The following is a 16964-nucleotide window of genomic DNA, read 5'->3' on the forward strand; positions in this document are numbered from 1 at the left end:
GGAGACGAGTTCAGCATGGCCTGCTTGTCCGACGTGCTGTCCAGGACCGCGCCCATCGCCCCACTCGCTTCTCCGGACAGGCCCCAAGGACAGTGCCTCACCGGCCCCCATTGCTGACGAAGCCGAGGGGACGACACGACGCTGAATTCCTTTGGGATTTTTCCCGAACTCCCAGGGCGGGCAACGCCCTCCGGGTGCGGCGGCCGGTGGGCCGCCGCACCCGGGTGGCGGGAGGTGTCAGACGGCCGCCGCCGCGTCCGCGGCCTGGGCGTTCAGCGCGCGCTCGACGCCCGCGCGGGACTCCGTGACCAGGCGGCGCAGGGCCGGGCTCGGGTCGGCCGAGGCCAGCCAGGCGTCGGTGGCCTCAAGGGTGGCCCCGGAGACCTGGACGGCGGGGTAGAGGCCGACCGCCACCTGCTGCGCCATCTCGTGGCTGCGGCTCTCCCAGACGCTCTTGAGCACCTCGAAGTACCTCTCCGTGTACGGCGCCAGCAGCTCCCGCTGGTCCGTCTGCACGAAGCCGCCGATGACCGCCTCCTGCACGGCGTTGGGCAGCTTGTCGCTCTCCACCACCGACGCCCACGCCTCGGCCTTGGCCTCGGCCGTGGGGCGGGCGGCGCGGGCCGTGGCGGCGTGGCGCTCGCCCGCCGAGGTGGCGTCGCGCTCCAGCTCCGCCGCGATCTCCGGCTCGTCGGCCCGGCCGGTGGCGGCCAGCCGCTGGAGGAACGCCCAGCGCAGCTCGGTGTCGACGGTCAGCCCCTCGATCGTCTCGCCGCCGGCCAGCAGTGCGGCCAGCAGGGCGAGCTGCTCGTCGGTGCGGGCGGTCGCCGCGAACGCCCTGGCCCAGGCGAGCTGGTGGTCGCTGCCGGGCGCTGCCGCCCGGAGCTGCTCCAGGGCCGTCGCGGACCAGGTCGCCAGACCCGTCTCGCGCCACGCGGGCGCGGCGTACAGGTCGAGGGCCAGCTTCACCTGCCGGTGCAGCGACTGCACGACGCCGATGTCCGTCTCCTTGGTGATCCCGGAGATCACCAGCGACAGATAGTCGCGGGCGGCCATCTCGCCGTCGCGTGTCATGTCCCAGGCCGAGGCCCAGCACAGCGCGCGCGGCAGCGATTCGGTGAAATCGCCCAGGTGCTGGGCGACCACCGCGGTGGACTCCGGGTCGAGGCGCACCTTGGCGTACGACAGGTCGTCGTCGTTGAGCAGCACGACGGCCGGGCGGGCCCGGCCCTCCAGCTGCGGCACCTTCGTCAGCTCGCCGTCCACGTCCAGCTCGACGCGCTCGGTGCGGACCAGGGCGCCGCCGGTCAGCTCGTACAGGCCGATGGCGATGCGGTGCGGGCGCAGCACGGCCTCGCCCTTGGCGCCGACGGGCAGCGCGGGGGCCTCCTGCCGGACGGCGAACTCCGCGATGTTCCCCGCCTCGTCGAGGACGATCTCGGGCCGCAGGATGTTGATCCCCGCGGTCTCCAGCCACGCCTTCGACCACGCCTTCAGGTCCCGGCCGCTGGTCTCCTCCAGCGCGGTCAGCAGGTCCGCGAGCCGGGTGTTGGACCACTCGTGCCGCTTGAAGTACGTCCGCACGCCCCGGAAGAACTCGTCCTCCCCGACGTAGGCGACGAGCTGCTTCAGCACGCTGGCGCCCTTGGCGTAGGTGATGCCGTCGAAGTTGACCAGGACATCGTCCAGGTCCTGGATCTCCGCCATGATCGGGTGGGTGGAGGGCAGCTGGTCCTGCCGGTAGGCCCAGGTCTTCATGGAGTTGGCGAAGCTGGTCCACGCCTGCGGCCAGCGGCTGCCCGGGGCGTGCGCCTGGCAGGCGATGGAGGTGTACGTGGCGAACGACTCGTTCAGCCACAGGTCGTTCCACCACTCCATGGTGACCAGGTCGCCGAACCACATGTGGGCCAGCTCGTGGAGGATGGTCTCGGCCCGCATCTCGTAGGCCGCGTCGGTGACCTTGGAGCGGAAGACGTACTGGTCGCGGATGGTGACGGCGCCCGCGTTCTCCATCGCGCCCGCGTTGAACTCGGGCACGAAGAGCTGGTCGTACTTGGCGAACGGGTACGGGTAGTCGAACTTCTCCTGGAACCAGTCGAAGCCCTGCCGGGTGACGTCGAAGATGGCCTCCGCGTCGAGGTGTTCGGCCAGCGAGGGCCGGCAGTAGACGGCGAGCGGCACGGTGCGGCCCTCGCCCTGCCAGCTGCTGTGCACCGAGTGGTACGGGCCGGCGATCAGCGCCGTGATGTACGACGAGATGCGGGGCGTCGGCTCGAACCGCCAGATGTTGTCCCGGGGTTCGGGCGTCGGGGAGTTGGAGATGACCGTCCATCCCTCGGGGGCGGTCACGGTGAACTGGAACGACGCCTTCAGGTCCGGCTGTTCGAAGCAGGCGTACACCCGCCGCGCGTCCGGTACCTCGAACTGCGTGTAGAGATACGCCTGCTGGTCCACGGGGTCGACCGAACGGTGCAGCCCTTCACCGGTGTTGGTGTAGGCGCAGTCGGCGACGACCCGCAGCTCGTTGTGGCCCTCGGCCACCGAGGGCAGGGCGACGCGGGAGTCGGCGAAGACCTCGGACGGCGTCAGGGGCACGCCGTTGAGGACCACTTCCTCCACATCGGGGGCGATGAGGTCGATGAAGGTCGTCCCGGCTTCGCGGGCTGTGAAGTGCACGGTCGTCTCCGAGCGGAAGGTGCCCCCTTCCTGCGCGCCGGAGAGATCCAGGGTGATCTCGTAGCTGTCCACGCTGAGCAGCCGTGCCCGCTCCTGCGCCTCTTGCCGGGTCAGATTCGTGCCAGGCACCTGGTGGTCTCCTTCGTCGTACGTCTCGCCGCCATCCTTCCACGACACGCGCCACCGGGGCGGGTGCGGAGGATGCGCCGCGCCCGCCCCGGTGGGTTGTGCCCAAAGGTGCTGGTGATGCCGTGCTGGAGGGTCACTCCGTCACGTGCTCCACGAGGATGTGGCCGGTGCCGACGAGCGTGCCGGCCTCGTTGAGCAGACTGACCTCGCCGAAGACCTGGCGGTCGGCGCCGGCCGCGAGCGCGGCCTCCGCGACCGTGACCTCCGCCGCGACCTCGGCCGACGCGCCGGTGGCCAGGTCCACGGCCCGCTCGGTGTCCACGGCCACCGCGCCCAGGCCCGCGCTCAGGTACGAGTCGCGGTAGGCGAAGGTGGTGCTGCCGCTGGGCACCGCGTAGCCGTGCACCTCGATGGTGTAGGTGCCGGCCGCCGGGTCGTCGAAGCGCACGACCTCGTCGTCCGTCGGGCTGGTGGAGGCGCCGACCTCCTCGCCGTCCAGGTACACGTACAGGTCGAGGTCGGCGCCCGGGTCGGACGCGGAGTCGATCTCGACGGTGAACGAGGAGACGCCCTCCGGCAGTTCGACCTCGCTGGTGACGTACTCGCCGGGCGTGATGGTGGGCGTGGCCGCCAGCGCGGAGCCCAGCTCACCGGCCGCGAGCGAACCCTCGATCGGTGCGAAGCCGTTGGTGACGTCCCAGGTGACCGGGACCGGCGTGCCGACCTGGGCCTCCTCGACGGTCACCGTCTCCGGCTCGAAGGCCGCGCCGAGCGCGGTGGCCGTCACGGTGTACGGGTTGTTCAGCAGCGGCGAGGTCCGCCGCGACTCGACCTCGATCTCCCACACGCCCGGGGTGGGGTTGGCGTAGGAACGCAGGTCGGGCCGGCAGGTGTTGGCCGGGTTGTCGTAGTTGGGGTAGCAGTAGGGCGTGGAGCTCACGTCGGCCGGAGTGCCCTCGGGGGAGATGGCGATCCAGCGGGTCTGGCTCCCCTCGGCCAGGCCGCTCATCGCGACCTGGAGCGTCGCCGTGCCCTCCGGCACCGTGACGAAGTACGAGGTGGTGCTGTTGCGCTGGGCCGTGCCGGAGCGGGAGACGGCGTAGCTCGGTCCACTCAGCTTCTCCGGCACGACGACGGTCGACAGGATCTGCTTGTCGACGCCCCGGGTCGAGGAGTCGTCCACGGTGAGGATCGCGCTGTGCGCGCCGGCCGAGCGCGGCTTGGCCTGGATCTTCACGGTGACCGGCACGTTCAGCGGAAGCTGGACCGTGTCGGAGCCGACGAGCCGGAAGGTGTTCTCGTCGTTGTTGACCAGCTCCAGCTCGTGCCACACGGGGCGGTTGGGGCCGGTGGTGCGGGTGATGGTGACCTCGTAGGTCTCGGACGCGCCGACCGCCGGAGCGGACTCGCGGTCGTAGACGCCGTCGCCGGAGCCCGGGGTGTCCAGGAAGCCGTCGAGGGTGTGGTCGACCGGGGCCGACACGGTGTACTCGCGGGCCGTGGCGCCGCGGGTGATGAGCCGCCAGGCGCCCTCGGTGTCCATCAGGCCGGTGCCCTGCTCGTGTGCCTGGACGCCCTCGATCGGGTCCGCGGAGCTCGTCAGCGCGGTCCGCAGATCGGCGGCGGACAGGTCGATGCCCCGCTGCTTCGCGGCGGACAGCAGCAGCGCGGACGCGCCCGTGACCTGCGGCGAGGACATCGAGGTGCCCTGGAGCATGCCGTAGCCGGGCGGCAGGTCGTAGCCGGCCTCGGCGACCGGGGCGCCCTCCATCCAGGTCGGGATGGTGTTGATGGAGGCACCGGGGCCGACGATGGTCGGCTTGAAGCCGCCGTCGTCGCGCGGGCCGACGCTGGAGAACGGCATCATCGCGTAGTCGGTGCGCACGCCGGAGCCGTAGTTGGCGGCCCAGGTGGCGCGGGAGACGCCGGCGCCGACGCTGACCACGCGCTCGGCCACCGACGGGTCGCCGACGGTGTTGGTGCCGGGGCCGTCGTTGCCCGCGGAGATGAAGAGCTGCACGTCGTAGGTGTCGATCAGCTCGGCGTACAGCCGGGCCCGCGCGTTGTTGCCGTCGTTGAGGGCGGGCAGGCCGCCGATCGAGACGTTGACGAGGTCGACGTCGCGGTTGACGACGAGGTCGATCATGCCCTCGAAGAGCGCGGTGTAGGTGCAGCCGCCGCTGAACAGGCAGGCGCGCGAGGAGACGATCGTCGCGCCCGGCGCCGCGCCGTTCATGGCGCCGCCGAACAGGCCGTTGGCGGCGGTGATGCCCGCCACGTGGGAGCCGTGGTCGCTGGCGACGATGCCGATGTTGACGAAGTCACGGACCTGGCCGACCCAGTCGCCGCCGTAGGGGTCCATCGGGACGTCCTCGCGGATCTCCACCACGAACGGCATGGTCTCGGCGACCTCGGTGCCCGGGTCGTCGGTGCCGAAGTAGGCGACCTCGTGGTCCTCGCCGTAGGGGTCCAGCACGGCCTCGTCGGTGAAGTCGGCGTCGGCGTCGAGGTCGACGCGGACCGTGCCCGCCGCCGGGTCGTACAGCAGCGGCCAGGAGTCGGTGGTGTCGCCGTCCCGGTTCACGTCGCCGCCGACCTCGCCGATCGCGACGGACTCGCGGAAGGTGTTGATCAGGTAGCTTCCGGTCGGCGCGGTGAACTGCCGCCCGGCGTAGGCGAACGAGGGGCCGGTGACCGAGGTGACCATCGCGCGCCACGAGCCGTCGCCGTCGATGATCGGGTCGGTGGCGGTCACCCAGTCCGTGATCTTGCGCGCGCCCGTGGTGGTCTCCTGGAGCGCGGGGTGCGCCAGGTCGACGCCGCTGTCGAGCACGCCGATGGTGATGCCGCGTCCGTCGTACCGGGGGTTGTCCTCGACGAAGTCGACGGCGCCGGTCTCGAAGGCCGGCTGGTAGGGGTTGGTGGCCGGGGTGTCCTCGTCGGGCCCCGGGTAGCTCCGCTCCGCGGTGGCCCGGTCGCCCGAGGCGGACTCGGGCTGGGGGTCCGGCACTTGGATGACGTCGTTCAGGTCGATCGCGAGCACCGACGACAGCTCGGTGGCCTCGTCGATGGCGGCCTGGGCCCGGCCGGTGGGGACGGTGGCCCGGACGTAGCCGATCTCGTCGTCGGTGAAGCCGACGGAGGCTCCGGTGACGGCGTCGAGCTGATCGGCCACCTCGGCCGTCTCACCCGGCTCGGCGGCGACGAGCAGGGTGACGAACGGCTTGTCGGCGGCCCTGGCCTCGGCGAGCAGGGCCGCGTCCTGGGTGCCGAACTTCTCGCCGAGCGGCTTGTCCGGCCCGGTGTTGGCCGCGTCGTCGGTCGCCAGGACAGGGGTGGCGCCGGTCAGCGCGAGAACCGCCACCAGACCGGCGGCGAGTGCCGTCCGGCGCAGCCGGCCGCGGCCGGGTTCGCCGACCGGTGGGGTTATGGGCTGGTGTCTCAATGGCATGAGCATCCTTGTTCGGAATGCGGAGCGGGATGACCGGTCATCATACGGAAGAGGCGTGCGGGGAAAAGCGTCTGACGGGAACTTGACGCATTCCGGCCAGTTACGTTTGCGTGAAGCCGGGTTCCGGCGCCCGGCGTTCAGCGCGGCATGACCACGACATAAGTGGCCGGCGGCCGTCCGGCGGCGGCGCGCAGCGCCTGGCGTACGGCGTCGGCCTGGTGCCCGGGCGATTCGCGGAGCTTGCGCGGGGTCGTCCGGATCACCGTGATGCCCAGCCCGGTCAGGGTCTGCCGGGTGCGGTCGTGTTCGGTCCGCTCCGCGTCGTCGGCCCGCTGCCGGGGGCCCCGGGCGTCGATCTCCACGGCGACCGCCTGCTCCGGCCAGTAGGCGTCCATGGCACACAGGAAGGGTCCGTCCGGCAGCCACAGGGCCACGTTCCAGCACGGATCGGGCAGCCCGGCCGCACGCACCGTCTCCAGCAGCCTCTCCTCCGCCATGGTCCGGCCCTCCACCAGCAGCGCGTCGATGGCGGTGGCCACGTGCGGATGACTCAGCAGCCGGGCGCGGGTCAGCTCCCTGATGACCGCCTGGGGATCGCAGTGCCCGCCGCGCACCGCCTCGGTCAGCAGCCGCCGGACGGCGAGCTGGTCGGGCAGCCGCGCGATCGCGTCGGCCAGGGCCCGGGGCACGGGGGCGACCGGGAACCCGCCCAGTTCCACCGGCCGGGGCAGCCGGTGGGTCCGTACCACGCGGGCGAACCCGGCCGTCCGCAGCCGCCGGGTGCGCGGCACCAGCACGTCCACCCGGTCCAGCGCGGTCAGCGGCGGCGCCCCGGTGAAGCCGTGCAGCGCGAGCGCGGCCAGTCCGCTGACCACGGCCTCGCCCTCCCGCCCGCCGATGTAGCCGAGGGCGGCGTGCAGGATCTCGTCACCGGTGGGCGGTCCGGCGTGCAGCAGGAAGACCCCGGGCAGCGGCATCTGCCAGGGGCCTCCGGGCCGGCAGCGCTCATGGGCGGCGGCGAGCGACACCCCGTGCGCCCGCAGCTGCTGGCTGGTCATCACGAGCCGCTGTACATCGGCGAGTTGGCGGAGCGGGCGAGGGGTGAGCGGCGAGTTCTCGGTCATGTCCGGCCGATTCCCCCTGACGGGCACTCAGGCAACCTCCGTTACCCATCCGTTGGTAAACAGGGACAACCCCGCTCAAAATGAACTGACGTTCGGGCGCGCGATGAGCACCACGGTGACGTCCGCGCGCCGTCGGGGTTCAGGGGTCAGGCGTCCCGTTCCTGGGCGCGCAGGGCGCGGGCCAGGTCGTCGCGGGATTCCAGGATCAGGCGGCGCAGCGCCGGGGGCGCGTTCTCGTGGGACGTCAGCCAGGCGTCCGTGGCGTCCAGCGTGGCGCGGTCGCCCTGGAGTGCCGGGAACAGGCCGCGCACGATCGTCATCGCGATCTCGATCGTGCGCTCCCGCCACACCCGGTCCACGGCCGCGAAGTACCGTGCCGTGTACGGCGCCAGCAGCGCCTGCTGACCGCTGCGCGCGAAGCCGTCGACCGTCGCCTCGACCAGCGCGTTGGACAGCTCGTCCGTCTCCAGGACCTGCGCCCAGGCCGCCGCCTTCACCTCGGCCGACGGCCGGGCCGCCAGGCAGCGCACCTGGTGGCGCTTCCCCGACGCCGTGTCGTCGCGGGCGAGTTCGGCGGCGAGACCGTCCTCGCCGACGTGGCCGTGGGTGGCCAGCGGCAGCAGGAAGAGCCAGCGCAGCTCCTGGTCGACGTCCAGCCCCTCGATCCTGGCGGTACCCGCCAGCAGCCCGGCCAGCAGCTGGAAGTCGGCGTCGGAGACGGCGCTGCCCGCGAAGAAACGGGCCCACGCGAGCTGGTGGTCACCGCCGGGCGCGGCCCGCCGCAGCTCTCCGAGGGCCGCCGCCGCCAACTCCGCGCCCGCTGCCGCGCGCCGGGCCGGGGGAGTGTAGTGATCCAGGGCGACGTGTGCCCAGGCGTGCACCATCTGGAGCACGCCGATCTCCGTCTCCGTCCCCGCGAAGTCCCGTACCAGCCCCAGGAAGTCGCGGGCCGGCATCAGGCCGTCGCGGGTCAGGTTCCACAGCGCGGACCAGCACAGCGCGCGGGCCAGCGGGTCGGTGATCTCGCCGAGCCGGGCCCGCAGGGTGTCCAGCGAGCCCTCGTCGAACCGGGTCTTGCAGTACGTCAGGTCCTCGTCGTTGACCAGGATCAGCTCCGGCCGCTCGGCCCCGGCCAGCGCGGGCACGACCGTGCGCGGGCCCGTCACATCGGCCTCGGCCCGCGCGTACCGCACCAGCGGCCCGCCGGGCTCCGCGCGCCGGTAGAAGCCGATCGCGACGCGGTGCGGGCGGAGCGTGGGATGGCTCTCGGCCGCCTCCTGGAGCACGGACAGCTCGGTGACGCGCCCGGCGGAGTCGTAGGTGGCGTGCGGCGTCAGCGAGTTGACCCCGGCGGTCTGGAGCCACGCCTTGGCCCACTCGCCCATGTCGCGGCCGGAGGTCTCCGCCAGCACCGTCAGCAGGTCCTCCAGCCGGGTGTTGCCGTAGGCGTGGCGCCGGAAGTAGCGCCGGGCGCCCTCCAGGAAGGCGTCGCGGCCCACGTAGGCGACGAGCTGCTTGAGGACCGAGGCGCCCTTGGCGTAGGTGATGCCGTCGAAGTTGAGCTTGGCGTCCTGGAGATCGCGGATGTCCGCGGTGATCGGGTGGGTCGAGGGGAGCTGGTCCGCGCGGTAGGCCCACGCCTTGCGGCGGTTGGCGAAGGTGATCCAGCCCTCCTCGAACCGTGTCGCCTCCACCAGCGAGAAGGCGCCCATGAAGTCCGCGAAGGACTCCTTGAGCCACAGGTCGTCCCACCACTCCATGGTCACCAGGTCGCCGAACCACATGTGCGCCATCTCGTGCAGCAGCGTGTTCGCCCGGCCCTGGTACGCCGCCCGCGTGGTGCGGCCCCGGAAGACGTACTCCTCGCGGAACGTCACCAGCCCCGGATTCTCCATCGCGCCGAGGTTGTACTCCGGCACGAACGCCTGGTCGTACTTGCCGAACGGGTACGGATATCCGAAGTGCTCGTGGAAGAAGTCGAAGCCCTGCTTGGTGGTCGCGAAGATCTCGTCCGGATCGAAGTGCCGGGCGAGCCCCTTGCGGCACAGCGCGCCGAGCGGGATCTCCAGGAGCGAGCCGTCGGGCAGCTCGCGCGTGTAGTGGTCGCGCACGTGGTGGTAGGGCCCGGCGAGCACGGCCGTGATGTAGGTGGAGATCGGCCGCGTGGGGGCGAACGTCCAGGTGGCGGCGGACGTCCCGGGCAGCTCCTCACGGCCGGTCTCGGCGCCGTTGCCGAGCACCGTCCAGTGCGCGGGGGCGGTCACCTTCAGCGCGAACGGCGCCTTCAGGTCCGGCTGTTCGAAGGTGGCGAAGACACGGCGCGCGTCGGCCGGCTCGTACTGGGTGTACAGATACGTCTCGCCGTCCTCCGGGTCCGTGAAGTGGTGCAGTCCCTCCCCGGTGTGGCTGTAGGCGCAGGCGGCGTCGACGATCAGCTCGTTCTCGGCGGCCAGCCCGGCCAGCGCGACGCGGGTGCCGTCGAAGACCTGGTCGACCACGAGCGGCACGCCGTTGAGCGTCACGGAGTGCACATGCGGCGCGAGCAGGTCGGCGAAGCTGTCCGCGCCCTCCGCCGCGCAGGCGAAGCGGATCGTCGTGGTGGAGCGGAACGTGCGCGGCCCGGTGGCCGGCGGCGGCTCGGTCGCGGACCGCAGGTCGAGGGAGACCTCGTACCCGTGCACGGTCAGCAGCCCGGCCCGCTCGCGGGCCTCGTCGCGGGTCAGATTCTCTCCGGGCACGGTCGACTTCCCTTCGCTCTTGCGGGCGCGAGTCAGCATGTCACGGGCGTTCCGGGGAGCGCACGCGGAATGCGGCCGGGGTGCCGTGGTGTTCCCCGCGTGACCGCCCGCCCCGGCCGACGAGGAGACCCGCATGCCCGAGAAGACCCCCGCCGACTTCTGGTTCGACCCGCTCTGTCCGTGGGCCTGGATGACCTCCCGCTGGATGCTGGAGGTCGAGCGGGTGCGCCCGGTGGAGGTGCGCTGGCACGTGATGAGCCTGGCCGTGCTCAACGAGCCCCGCCTCGGTGAGATGTCCGAGGAGTACGTCGCGCTGCTGAAGACGGCCTGGGGCCCGGTGCGGGTGTGCGTCGCCGCCGAGCGGGAGCACGGCCCCGAGGTGCTCGGGGCGCTCTACACGGCGCTGGGCACCCGCTACCACAACCAGGGCAAGGAGCGGAACCGCGAGACGCTGGTCGAGGCCCTGGCCGAGGCCGGCCTGCCGGCCGGGCTGGCCGACGCGGCGGAGTCCGACCGCTACGACGCCGAGGTGCGCGCCTCGCACAAGTCCGGCATCGACCTGGTCGGCCAGGACGTCGGCACGCCGGTCATCGCGGTGCCGGGCGCCGACGGCGGGCAGACGGCGTTCTTCGGCCCGGTCGTCACCCCGACGCCCAGGGGCGAGGCCGCCGCCCGGCTGTGGGACGGCACGCTGCTGGTGGCGTCCACGCCCGGCTTCTTCGAGATCAAGCGGACCCGGGACACCGAGCCGAGCTTCGACTGAGCCCGGCCGGCCCCGGCGGATCGCCGGGCCTCGGAGACGGCCCCCGCGCGACGCCTTCGCGCGGGGGCCGTTCCGTGTCCCCGCCCGCCCGATGGGTGAGAAGACGATCCAGGCGGCAGGGAGTCCGGGGAAGCGGGTCCGGTGGGTGGCCCGGGGGCGGCGGTGCGCCGACCCGCTCCTTCGCCGCCGGGTAACGGGCCGTCACATCCTGCCAGTTCATCACGCGCCACAGGGCCTCGGGAAAGTCGACCTTCCGGTCGCGGTACCGGAGGTGGACGCCGCGCCCCGCTGCCGGGACCTGGTCCACGTCCCGCCGGTGGTCGTGGATCCGCTCCAGCACCGGCCGCCCGTGCTCCCGCACCGGCCGCCCGGTGACCGGCTCGCGGACCGGCACCTCCGTGCCGTCCCCCTCCAAGGGCTCACCGCCACCGTCACCGGTCTTCCGCGCCTCTTCCAGCTGCTGGGATGTGCGTGGCCATACCGTTGCCCATCTCCCGTAAATGCGATCCACTTGCAGTAACAACCTATCAGCGGCGACGCGCGCCCACCCCTTCCGGTGTCGCGAAGATCACGCCGGGATCGCGCACGGGGTCGGTTAGCGTCGGGAGCGTCTCCGTCCCCCAGAACCATGGAGTCGCCCCATGAGCACCGCCGTCCTCGCCGATCTGCTGCCCGCCGCCACCGCGCCCAGGGCCCGGGTCAGGGACGCCGCGCTGGTCCTCGGGGGCGCGGCGCTCACCGGTGTCGCCGCCCAGATCGCCGTCCCGGTGCCGGGCTCGCCCGTGCCGGTCACCGGCCAGACGTTCGCCGCGCTGCTCATCGGCGCGTCCCTCGGCACCCACCGCGCGCTGCTCTCCCTCACGCTCTACGCCCTCGCCGGCATGGCCGGGACGCCCTGGTTCGCGGAGGGCACCTCCGGGTACGGCATGCCGACCTTCGGCTACGTCATCGGCATGGCGCTGGCCGCCGCCCTCGTCGGCGCCCTCGCGGCGCGCGGCGGCGACCGGACGGTGCCCAGGACCGTGGCGACCATGGCCCTCGGCACGGCCGTCATCTACGCCGTCGGCGTGCCCTATCTCGCGGTCGCCGCCGACATGTCGCTCACCGAGGCCGCCGACAAGGGGCTCGTGCCCTTCCTCATCGGCGACGCGCTCAAGGCCGCCCTCGCCATGGGCGCCCTGCCCGCCGCCTGGAAGCTGGTCGGCCGGGGCGACCGGGACTGATGGCCGCCGCCGGGGGCGCCCATGTCAGACTCCTCCCCATGCGCGTCTATCTGGGTTCCGACCACGCCGGCTTCGACCTCAAGAGCCACCTGATCGACTGGCTCAAGGGCCAGGGCCACCAGCCGGTGGACTGCGGCCCCCATCAGTACGACGGTGACGACGACTACCCGCCGTTCTGCCTGCGCGCCGCCGAGCGCGCCGCCGCCGACCCCGAGGCCCTCGGCATCGTCATCGGCGGCTCGGGCAACGGCGAGGCCATCGCCGCCAACAAGGTGCGCGGCGTGCGCTGCGCCCTCGCCTGGAGCGAGGAGACCGCCCGCCTCGGCCGCCAGCACAACGACGCCAACGTCATCAGCGTCGGCGCCCGCATGCACACCGCCGACGAGGCCACCGCGTTCGTCGCCGCCTTCCTCGCCACTCCCTACTCGGGCGAGGAGCGGCACAGCCGCCGCATCGGCATGCTCGGCGCGTACGAGACGGACGGCACCTTGCCACCCCTGCCCGAGCAGAGCTGATGCCCGAGGGGCACACCATCCACCGGCTGGCCGCCGACTACCGGGAACGGTTCGGCGGCCGACCGGTGCGGGCCGACAGCCCGCAGGGCAAGTTCGCCGACGGCGCCGCCCTCATCGACGGCCAGACCCTCACCGCCACCGAGGCGCACGGCAAGCACCTCTTCCTCGGCTTCACCGGCGGCGCGAGCTGGGCGCACATCCATCTCGGCCTGTACGGCAAGGTGTTCTTCGGCACCGGCCCGGCCCCCGCGCCCGTGGGGCAGGTGCGGCTGCGCCTGCGGAACGACGACGGCTACGCCGAGCTGCGCGGCCCCCACACCTGCGCCCTGATCACCCCCGACGAGCGGCGGGCCGTCGTCCACCGCCTCGGCCCCGACCCCCTGCGGGCCGATGCCGACCCGGAACGGGCCTGGCGCCGGATCTCCGCCGGCACGTCCGCCGTCGCCGCGCTGCTGCTCGACCAGGCCGTGATCGCCGGCGTCGGCAACGTCTACCGCGCCGAGGCCCTGTTCCGGCAGGGCATCGACCCCCACCGCCCCGGCCGGAGCCTGACCCGCGCCGAGTTCGACGCGCTCTGGGCCGATCTGGCGGCCCTGATGCGCGAGGGGGTGCGGCTCGGCCGCATCGACACGGTCCGGCCCGAGCACACCCCCGAAGCCATGGGGCGCCCGCCCCGCCGCGACGGCCACGGCGGCGAGGTGTACGTCTACCGCCGCACCGGCGCCGCGTGCCACGTCTGCGGCGGCGAGGTCCGCACCGCCGCCCTCGCCGCGCGCAATCTCTTCTGGTGTCCGGCGTGTCAGCCTCGTTGACTATTCCGGTGCCCGGCACCGACCCGTATCCTCGGCCTTCACAACGTCAGGGGGTGGGCGGTGCGTTCTCCTCAAGTGGGCCCGGAATCCGGACATCCGGGTCCCGCGCGTTTACCAACCGAACGATCGAGGCGGTCAGAAGCCGTGCGGCAGCCAGGGAGCGACCGGCGACAGGAAGGCCGTCGCGGTGGCGGTGAGCGCCCCCGGGCGCAGCTCCTGGGCCAGCCCCGCCGCGGCCAGTCCGGACAGCGAGGGACCGCCCAAGTAGGCCGTGCCCAACGCCCGTACGTGAACGGCGAGATCGACCGGGTCGTTGGTCCGCTCGCACACCGCCCCCTTGGCGCCGCCGCTCAGCCGCCAACGCCCCTCGTTCCAGGGGCAGAAGTCGTCGGTGACCGCCAGCACCACGTCCACGTCGGTGAGATACGTCCGCGCGGCCAGCGCCGCCCCGACGTCCACGGGCCGCAGATAGAGCCGGTCCATCAGCCGCGGCCGGCAGCGCCGGATGTCCGAGACCATGTGCAGCAGCGCGTCGTCCTCCGGCCGGTTGCGCAGCGCCACCGTCCCCATCAGGTCGGTCCCCAGGAAGAAGCGCAGCAGCGCGGCGTACGCGGCCGGCTCCACGGCGTCCAGGTCCCGTACCAGCACCGTGCCGTCGGGCAGACCGCCCGCCCAGTCCGGCTTCAGCGCGTAGCGGGCGTAGCCGACCAGCTCGCCGTCCCGCTCCGCCAGGACCAGGCGCATCTCCGAGGTTCCCTCGCGGTCCTGCGGCGGGTCGAGCAGGGCCACCTTCTCCCAGCCGGGCCGCCGCTCCAGCATGCCGGGACGGCCGCCGACCAGCCCCGCGTACAGCGCCTCGCACCGGTCGAGTTCGGCTCCGGGCTCCTCCACCCGCAGCCGGACGGCGTCGGTCCCCGGCGGCACGTTCAGCGTGACCCGCGCGGTGTCGATGTCCACGGCCACCGACCGGGTGGCGACCCCGAAGCCGAAGCGGCCGTAGATCCCCGCCTCCGACGCGGTCAGCGCGGCCAGCGGCTCGTCGCCCTCCCGGTAGTCCTCCAGCGCCCGGCGCATCAGCTCGCGCAGGATGCCCTGCCGCCGGTGCGTGGCGGCCACCCCCACCATGGTCACGCCGGCCGTGGGCACGACGGCCCCGCCCGGCACGGACAGGCCCAGCGAGAAGGCGCCGATCGAGCCCACCACCCGGTCGCCGTCCCACTGCGCCAGCGTCCGGTCGTACTCCGTCAGCTCCCGCCACAGCCCGCGTTCCTCGGGGGACTCGGCCAGCCCGCCGAACGCCCATTCGAGCGCCCGGTACCACGTGTCCCACTCGGATGCGTCGAGGCGGCGCGGTTCCATCGTCATGGGGCCATGCCTATCAACGCTTCCCGCGTGGAGCGACACATTTTCCGGGCCGGTGCCGGTCCGCACGGATATCCGGGCATGGCAAGGGTTCGACGCGCCGCCGAACGGGTGGGTAGGGTCCGAGGTCATGGCGCGCGGCAGTGAGACGGCACCCCGGAAGGCCCGGAGACCCGGGGCCCACAAGGCTTTTCACCGCGTCCGCGTAGGACTGCGGCGCTCCGCCGTCGACTACTTCCGGGGCGGCGGCTCCGACTGGATCGCCTTCGCCGCCCTGCTGCTCACCGTGCCGCTGCTCGGCTGGGCCACCGTCATCTGGCCCGAGTGGTGCTCGCCCGAGGCGCTGGTGCTGCCCCTGGTCGCGGGCGGCCTGCTGCTGCGCCCGGCCAGCCTGCTGGGCCTCTACGCCGTCGCCGCCACCGCGCTGGTGCTGGAGACCGCGCTCATCGACGCCCGCCGCTCGATGCCCGACCCGGTCACCCCGGGCAGCATCCTCGTGGTGGCCGCGGTGGCGCTGATCGGCCTGCTCATCGCCCAGTTCCGCAGCCGGGTCGGCGTGCCCTGGCGGCGCGGCGGCACCATGCTGTTCGACCTGCGCGAACGCATCCGCGCCCAGAGCGCGCTGCCGCGCCTGCCCAAAGGCTGGCACCGGGAGATGTCGCTGCGCCCGGCGGGCGGCCAGTCGTTCTCCGGCGACTTCGTGGTCGCCACCCGCACCGGGCCCGAACAGCGCACCCTGGAGGTCGTGCTCACCGACGTGTCCGGCAAGGGCATGGACGCCGCTTCCCGTTCCCTGCTGCTCTCCGGCGCCTTCGGCGGTCTGCTGGGCTCGCTGCCCCCGCACTCCTTCCTCCCCGCCGCCAACGGCTATCTGCTGCGGCAGAGCTGGGACGAGGGCTTCGCCACCTCCATCCACCTGGTGCTCGACCTCGACACCGGCGACTACGAGCTGCTCTCGGCGGGCCACCTGCCCGGCGTCCAGCTCAACGCCGGCACCGGGCGCTGGCATCAGGTCGAGGCCGAAGGCCCACTGCTCGGCGTGTACGACGGCGCCGAGTTCCACCCGGCCAAGGGCACGCTGCGGCGCGGAGACGTGCTGATGCTCTTCACGGACGGCCTCGTGGAGCGGTCCGACCGCGACCTGTCCGAGGGCATCGACCGTCTCACCGGCGAGGCCGACCGCTATGTCACCACCGGATTCCGGGGCGCGGCCTGGCACCTCATCGAGTCCGTCGCCAAGGATGTCAACGACGACCGCGCGCTGCTCCTGATCAGCCGGGAGTGATCACCCGGCGGAGCGGATCGCATACGCTCCGTCCCGCTCCGCCGACAGGCCGCGCTGAGCTGCGCCGATGACGCCCGCCCGGTACCCGCCCTGTCCGCCGATCGGCGGAGCCCGGGGCCGCGCGGCGGGATGCGGCGGCCCCCGGGCTGACTTTGGCTCGTGGTCATGAGCGAACGCACGATCTTCGCGCCCCCGGCACGTCCCGTGACGCGGCACCGGCGCCGGCGGCCCCGCGCCACCCCGGTCCGGTTGGCCCGCCGCGCCGTCGGCAGCACGCTGCTGGGAGCGCTGGTGATAGCGGGACCGTGGACCGCCGAGGCCGCCGGTCACGACCGGCCGGCGGCCGACCGCTCCGAGTCGCCCGCGGCGCGCGGTCCCGAGCCGCGCGAGTCGACCTGGCTCTACGAGGCGCCGTTCGGCCCGTACCCGGCCGCGCGCCGGGAGGAGCCGCGCCCGCCGGTGGTCCGCGACGCCGACGCCTGGGTGGCCCCGGTGAGCGGCCACCCGGTGTCCGAGCCCTACGGAACGCCCGGCTCCTGGGCGGCCGGTCACCACACCGGCGTGGACTTCGCCACGCCGATCGGCACCACGGTCAGTTCGGTCGGCCCCGGCACGGTGATGCTGGCCGAGAACTCCGGCGACTACGGCGAGCTCGTGATCGTCAAGATGACGGACGGGTACTACACCCTCTACGCCCACCTGTCGGAGATCTCGGTCCGCGAGGGCCAGCAGGTGAAGGCCGGCAACCAGGTCGGCGAGACCGGCGACACCGGCAACAGCACCGGTCCGCACCTGCACTTCGAGGTCAGGGCGGGCGCCGAGTACGGCACCGATGTCGACCCCATCGCCTACCTCGCCGACCATGGGGTCACCATCGACTAGCCCC

At 73.0% G+C, this 16964-nt stretch carries 11 protein-coding genes; 6 read left to right on the plus strand and 5 right to left on the minus strand.

All coding sequences use genetic code 11. The features are described from left to right. Positions 1–237: 237 nt before the first annotated feature. The 4 genes from pepN (OIE51_RS19585) to pepN (OIE51_RS19600) all read right to left on the minus strand — a co-directional run bounded on the left by pepN (OIE51_RS19585) (position 238) and on the right by pepN (OIE51_RS19600) (position 10118). Positions 238–2805, minus strand: coding sequence for an aminopeptidase N (pepN, locus tag OIE51_RS19585; protein ID WP_326599041.1), 2568 nt, complete (start codon positions 2803–2805; stop codon positions 238–240). A gap of 133 nt (positions 2806–2938) precedes the next feature. Further along, entirely contained in the window at positions 2939–6256 is a 3318-nt protein-coding gene (locus OIE51_RS19590; RefSeq protein ID WP_326599042.1) for a S8 family serine peptidase, read from the minus strand. A 137-nt stretch (positions 6257–6393) separates the two neighbouring features. Further along, positions 6394–7380, minus strand: coding sequence for a hypothetical protein (locus tag OIE51_RS19595; RefSeq protein WP_326599043.1), 987 nt, complete (start codon positions 7378–7380; stop codon positions 6394–6396). Between the two features lie 146 nt (positions 7381–7526). Beyond that, positions 7527–10118: an aminopeptidase N gene (pepN, locus tag OIE51_RS19600; RefSeq protein ID WP_326599044.1), complete on the minus strand. Its 2592-nt coding sequence runs from the start codon at positions 10116–10118 to the stop codon at positions 7527–7529. Positions 10119–10251: 133 nt separating this feature from the next. Between pepN (OIE51_RS19600) and OIE51_RS19605 the strand changes: the two genes are divergently transcribed. From OIE51_RS19605 to OIE51_RS19620, 4 genes are all read left to right on the plus strand, one after another. Beyond that, complete coding sequence (locus tag OIE51_RS19605; RefSeq protein ID WP_326599045.1) at positions 10252–10881, plus strand: DsbA family oxidoreductase; 630 nt, start codon at positions 10252–10254, stop codon at positions 10879–10881. Positions 10882–11522: 641 nt separating this feature from the next. Then, on the plus strand, positions 11523–12104 hold the full coding sequence (locus OIE51_RS19610) for a biotin transporter BioY (RefSeq protein ID WP_326599046.1): 582 nt from the start codon (positions 11523–11525) through the stop codon (positions 12102–12104). A 38-nt stretch (positions 12105–12142) separates the two neighbouring features. After that, complete coding sequence (locus OIE51_RS19615) at positions 12143–12619, plus strand: ribose-5-phosphate isomerase (protein ID WP_326599047.1); 477 nt, start codon at positions 12143–12145, stop codon at positions 12617–12619. After that, on the plus strand, positions 12619–13431 hold the full coding sequence (locus OIE51_RS19620; RefSeq protein WP_326599048.1) for an Fpg/Nei family DNA glycosylase: 813 nt from the start codon (positions 12619–12621) through the stop codon (positions 13429–13431). Before OIE51_RS19615 ends, OIE51_RS19620 begins: the two co-directional genes overlap by 1 nt. 135 nt (positions 13432–13566) lie before the next feature. Here the strand turns inward: OIE51_RS19620 and OIE51_RS19625 are convergent, their stop codons facing one another. After that, positions 13567–14796 (minus strand): GNAT family N-acetyltransferase, encoded by a 1230-nt coding sequence (locus OIE51_RS19625; protein WP_326599049.1) that lies wholly within the window; start codon positions 14794–14796, stop codon positions 13567–13569. A 127-nt stretch (positions 14797–14923) separates the two neighbouring features. On the opposite strand from OIE51_RS19625, the gene OIE51_RS19630 reads away from it, so the two are divergent. Further along, complete coding sequence (locus OIE51_RS19630; protein ID WP_326599050.1) at positions 14924–16078, plus strand: PP2C family protein-serine/threonine phosphatase; 1155 nt, start codon at positions 14924–14926, stop codon at positions 16076–16078. Positions 16079–16243: 165 nt separating this feature from the next. Next, positions 16244–16960 (plus strand): M23 family metallopeptidase, encoded by a 717-nt coding sequence (locus tag OIE51_RS19635; protein WP_326599051.1) that lies wholly within the window; start codon positions 16244–16246, stop codon positions 16958–16960. Positions 16961–16964: the final 4 nt, after the last annotated feature.

This window comes from Streptomyces sp. NBC_01803, from assembly GCF_035917415.1.
Lineage (GTDB): Bacteria > Actinomycetota > Actinomycetes > Streptomycetales > Streptomycetaceae > Streptomyces.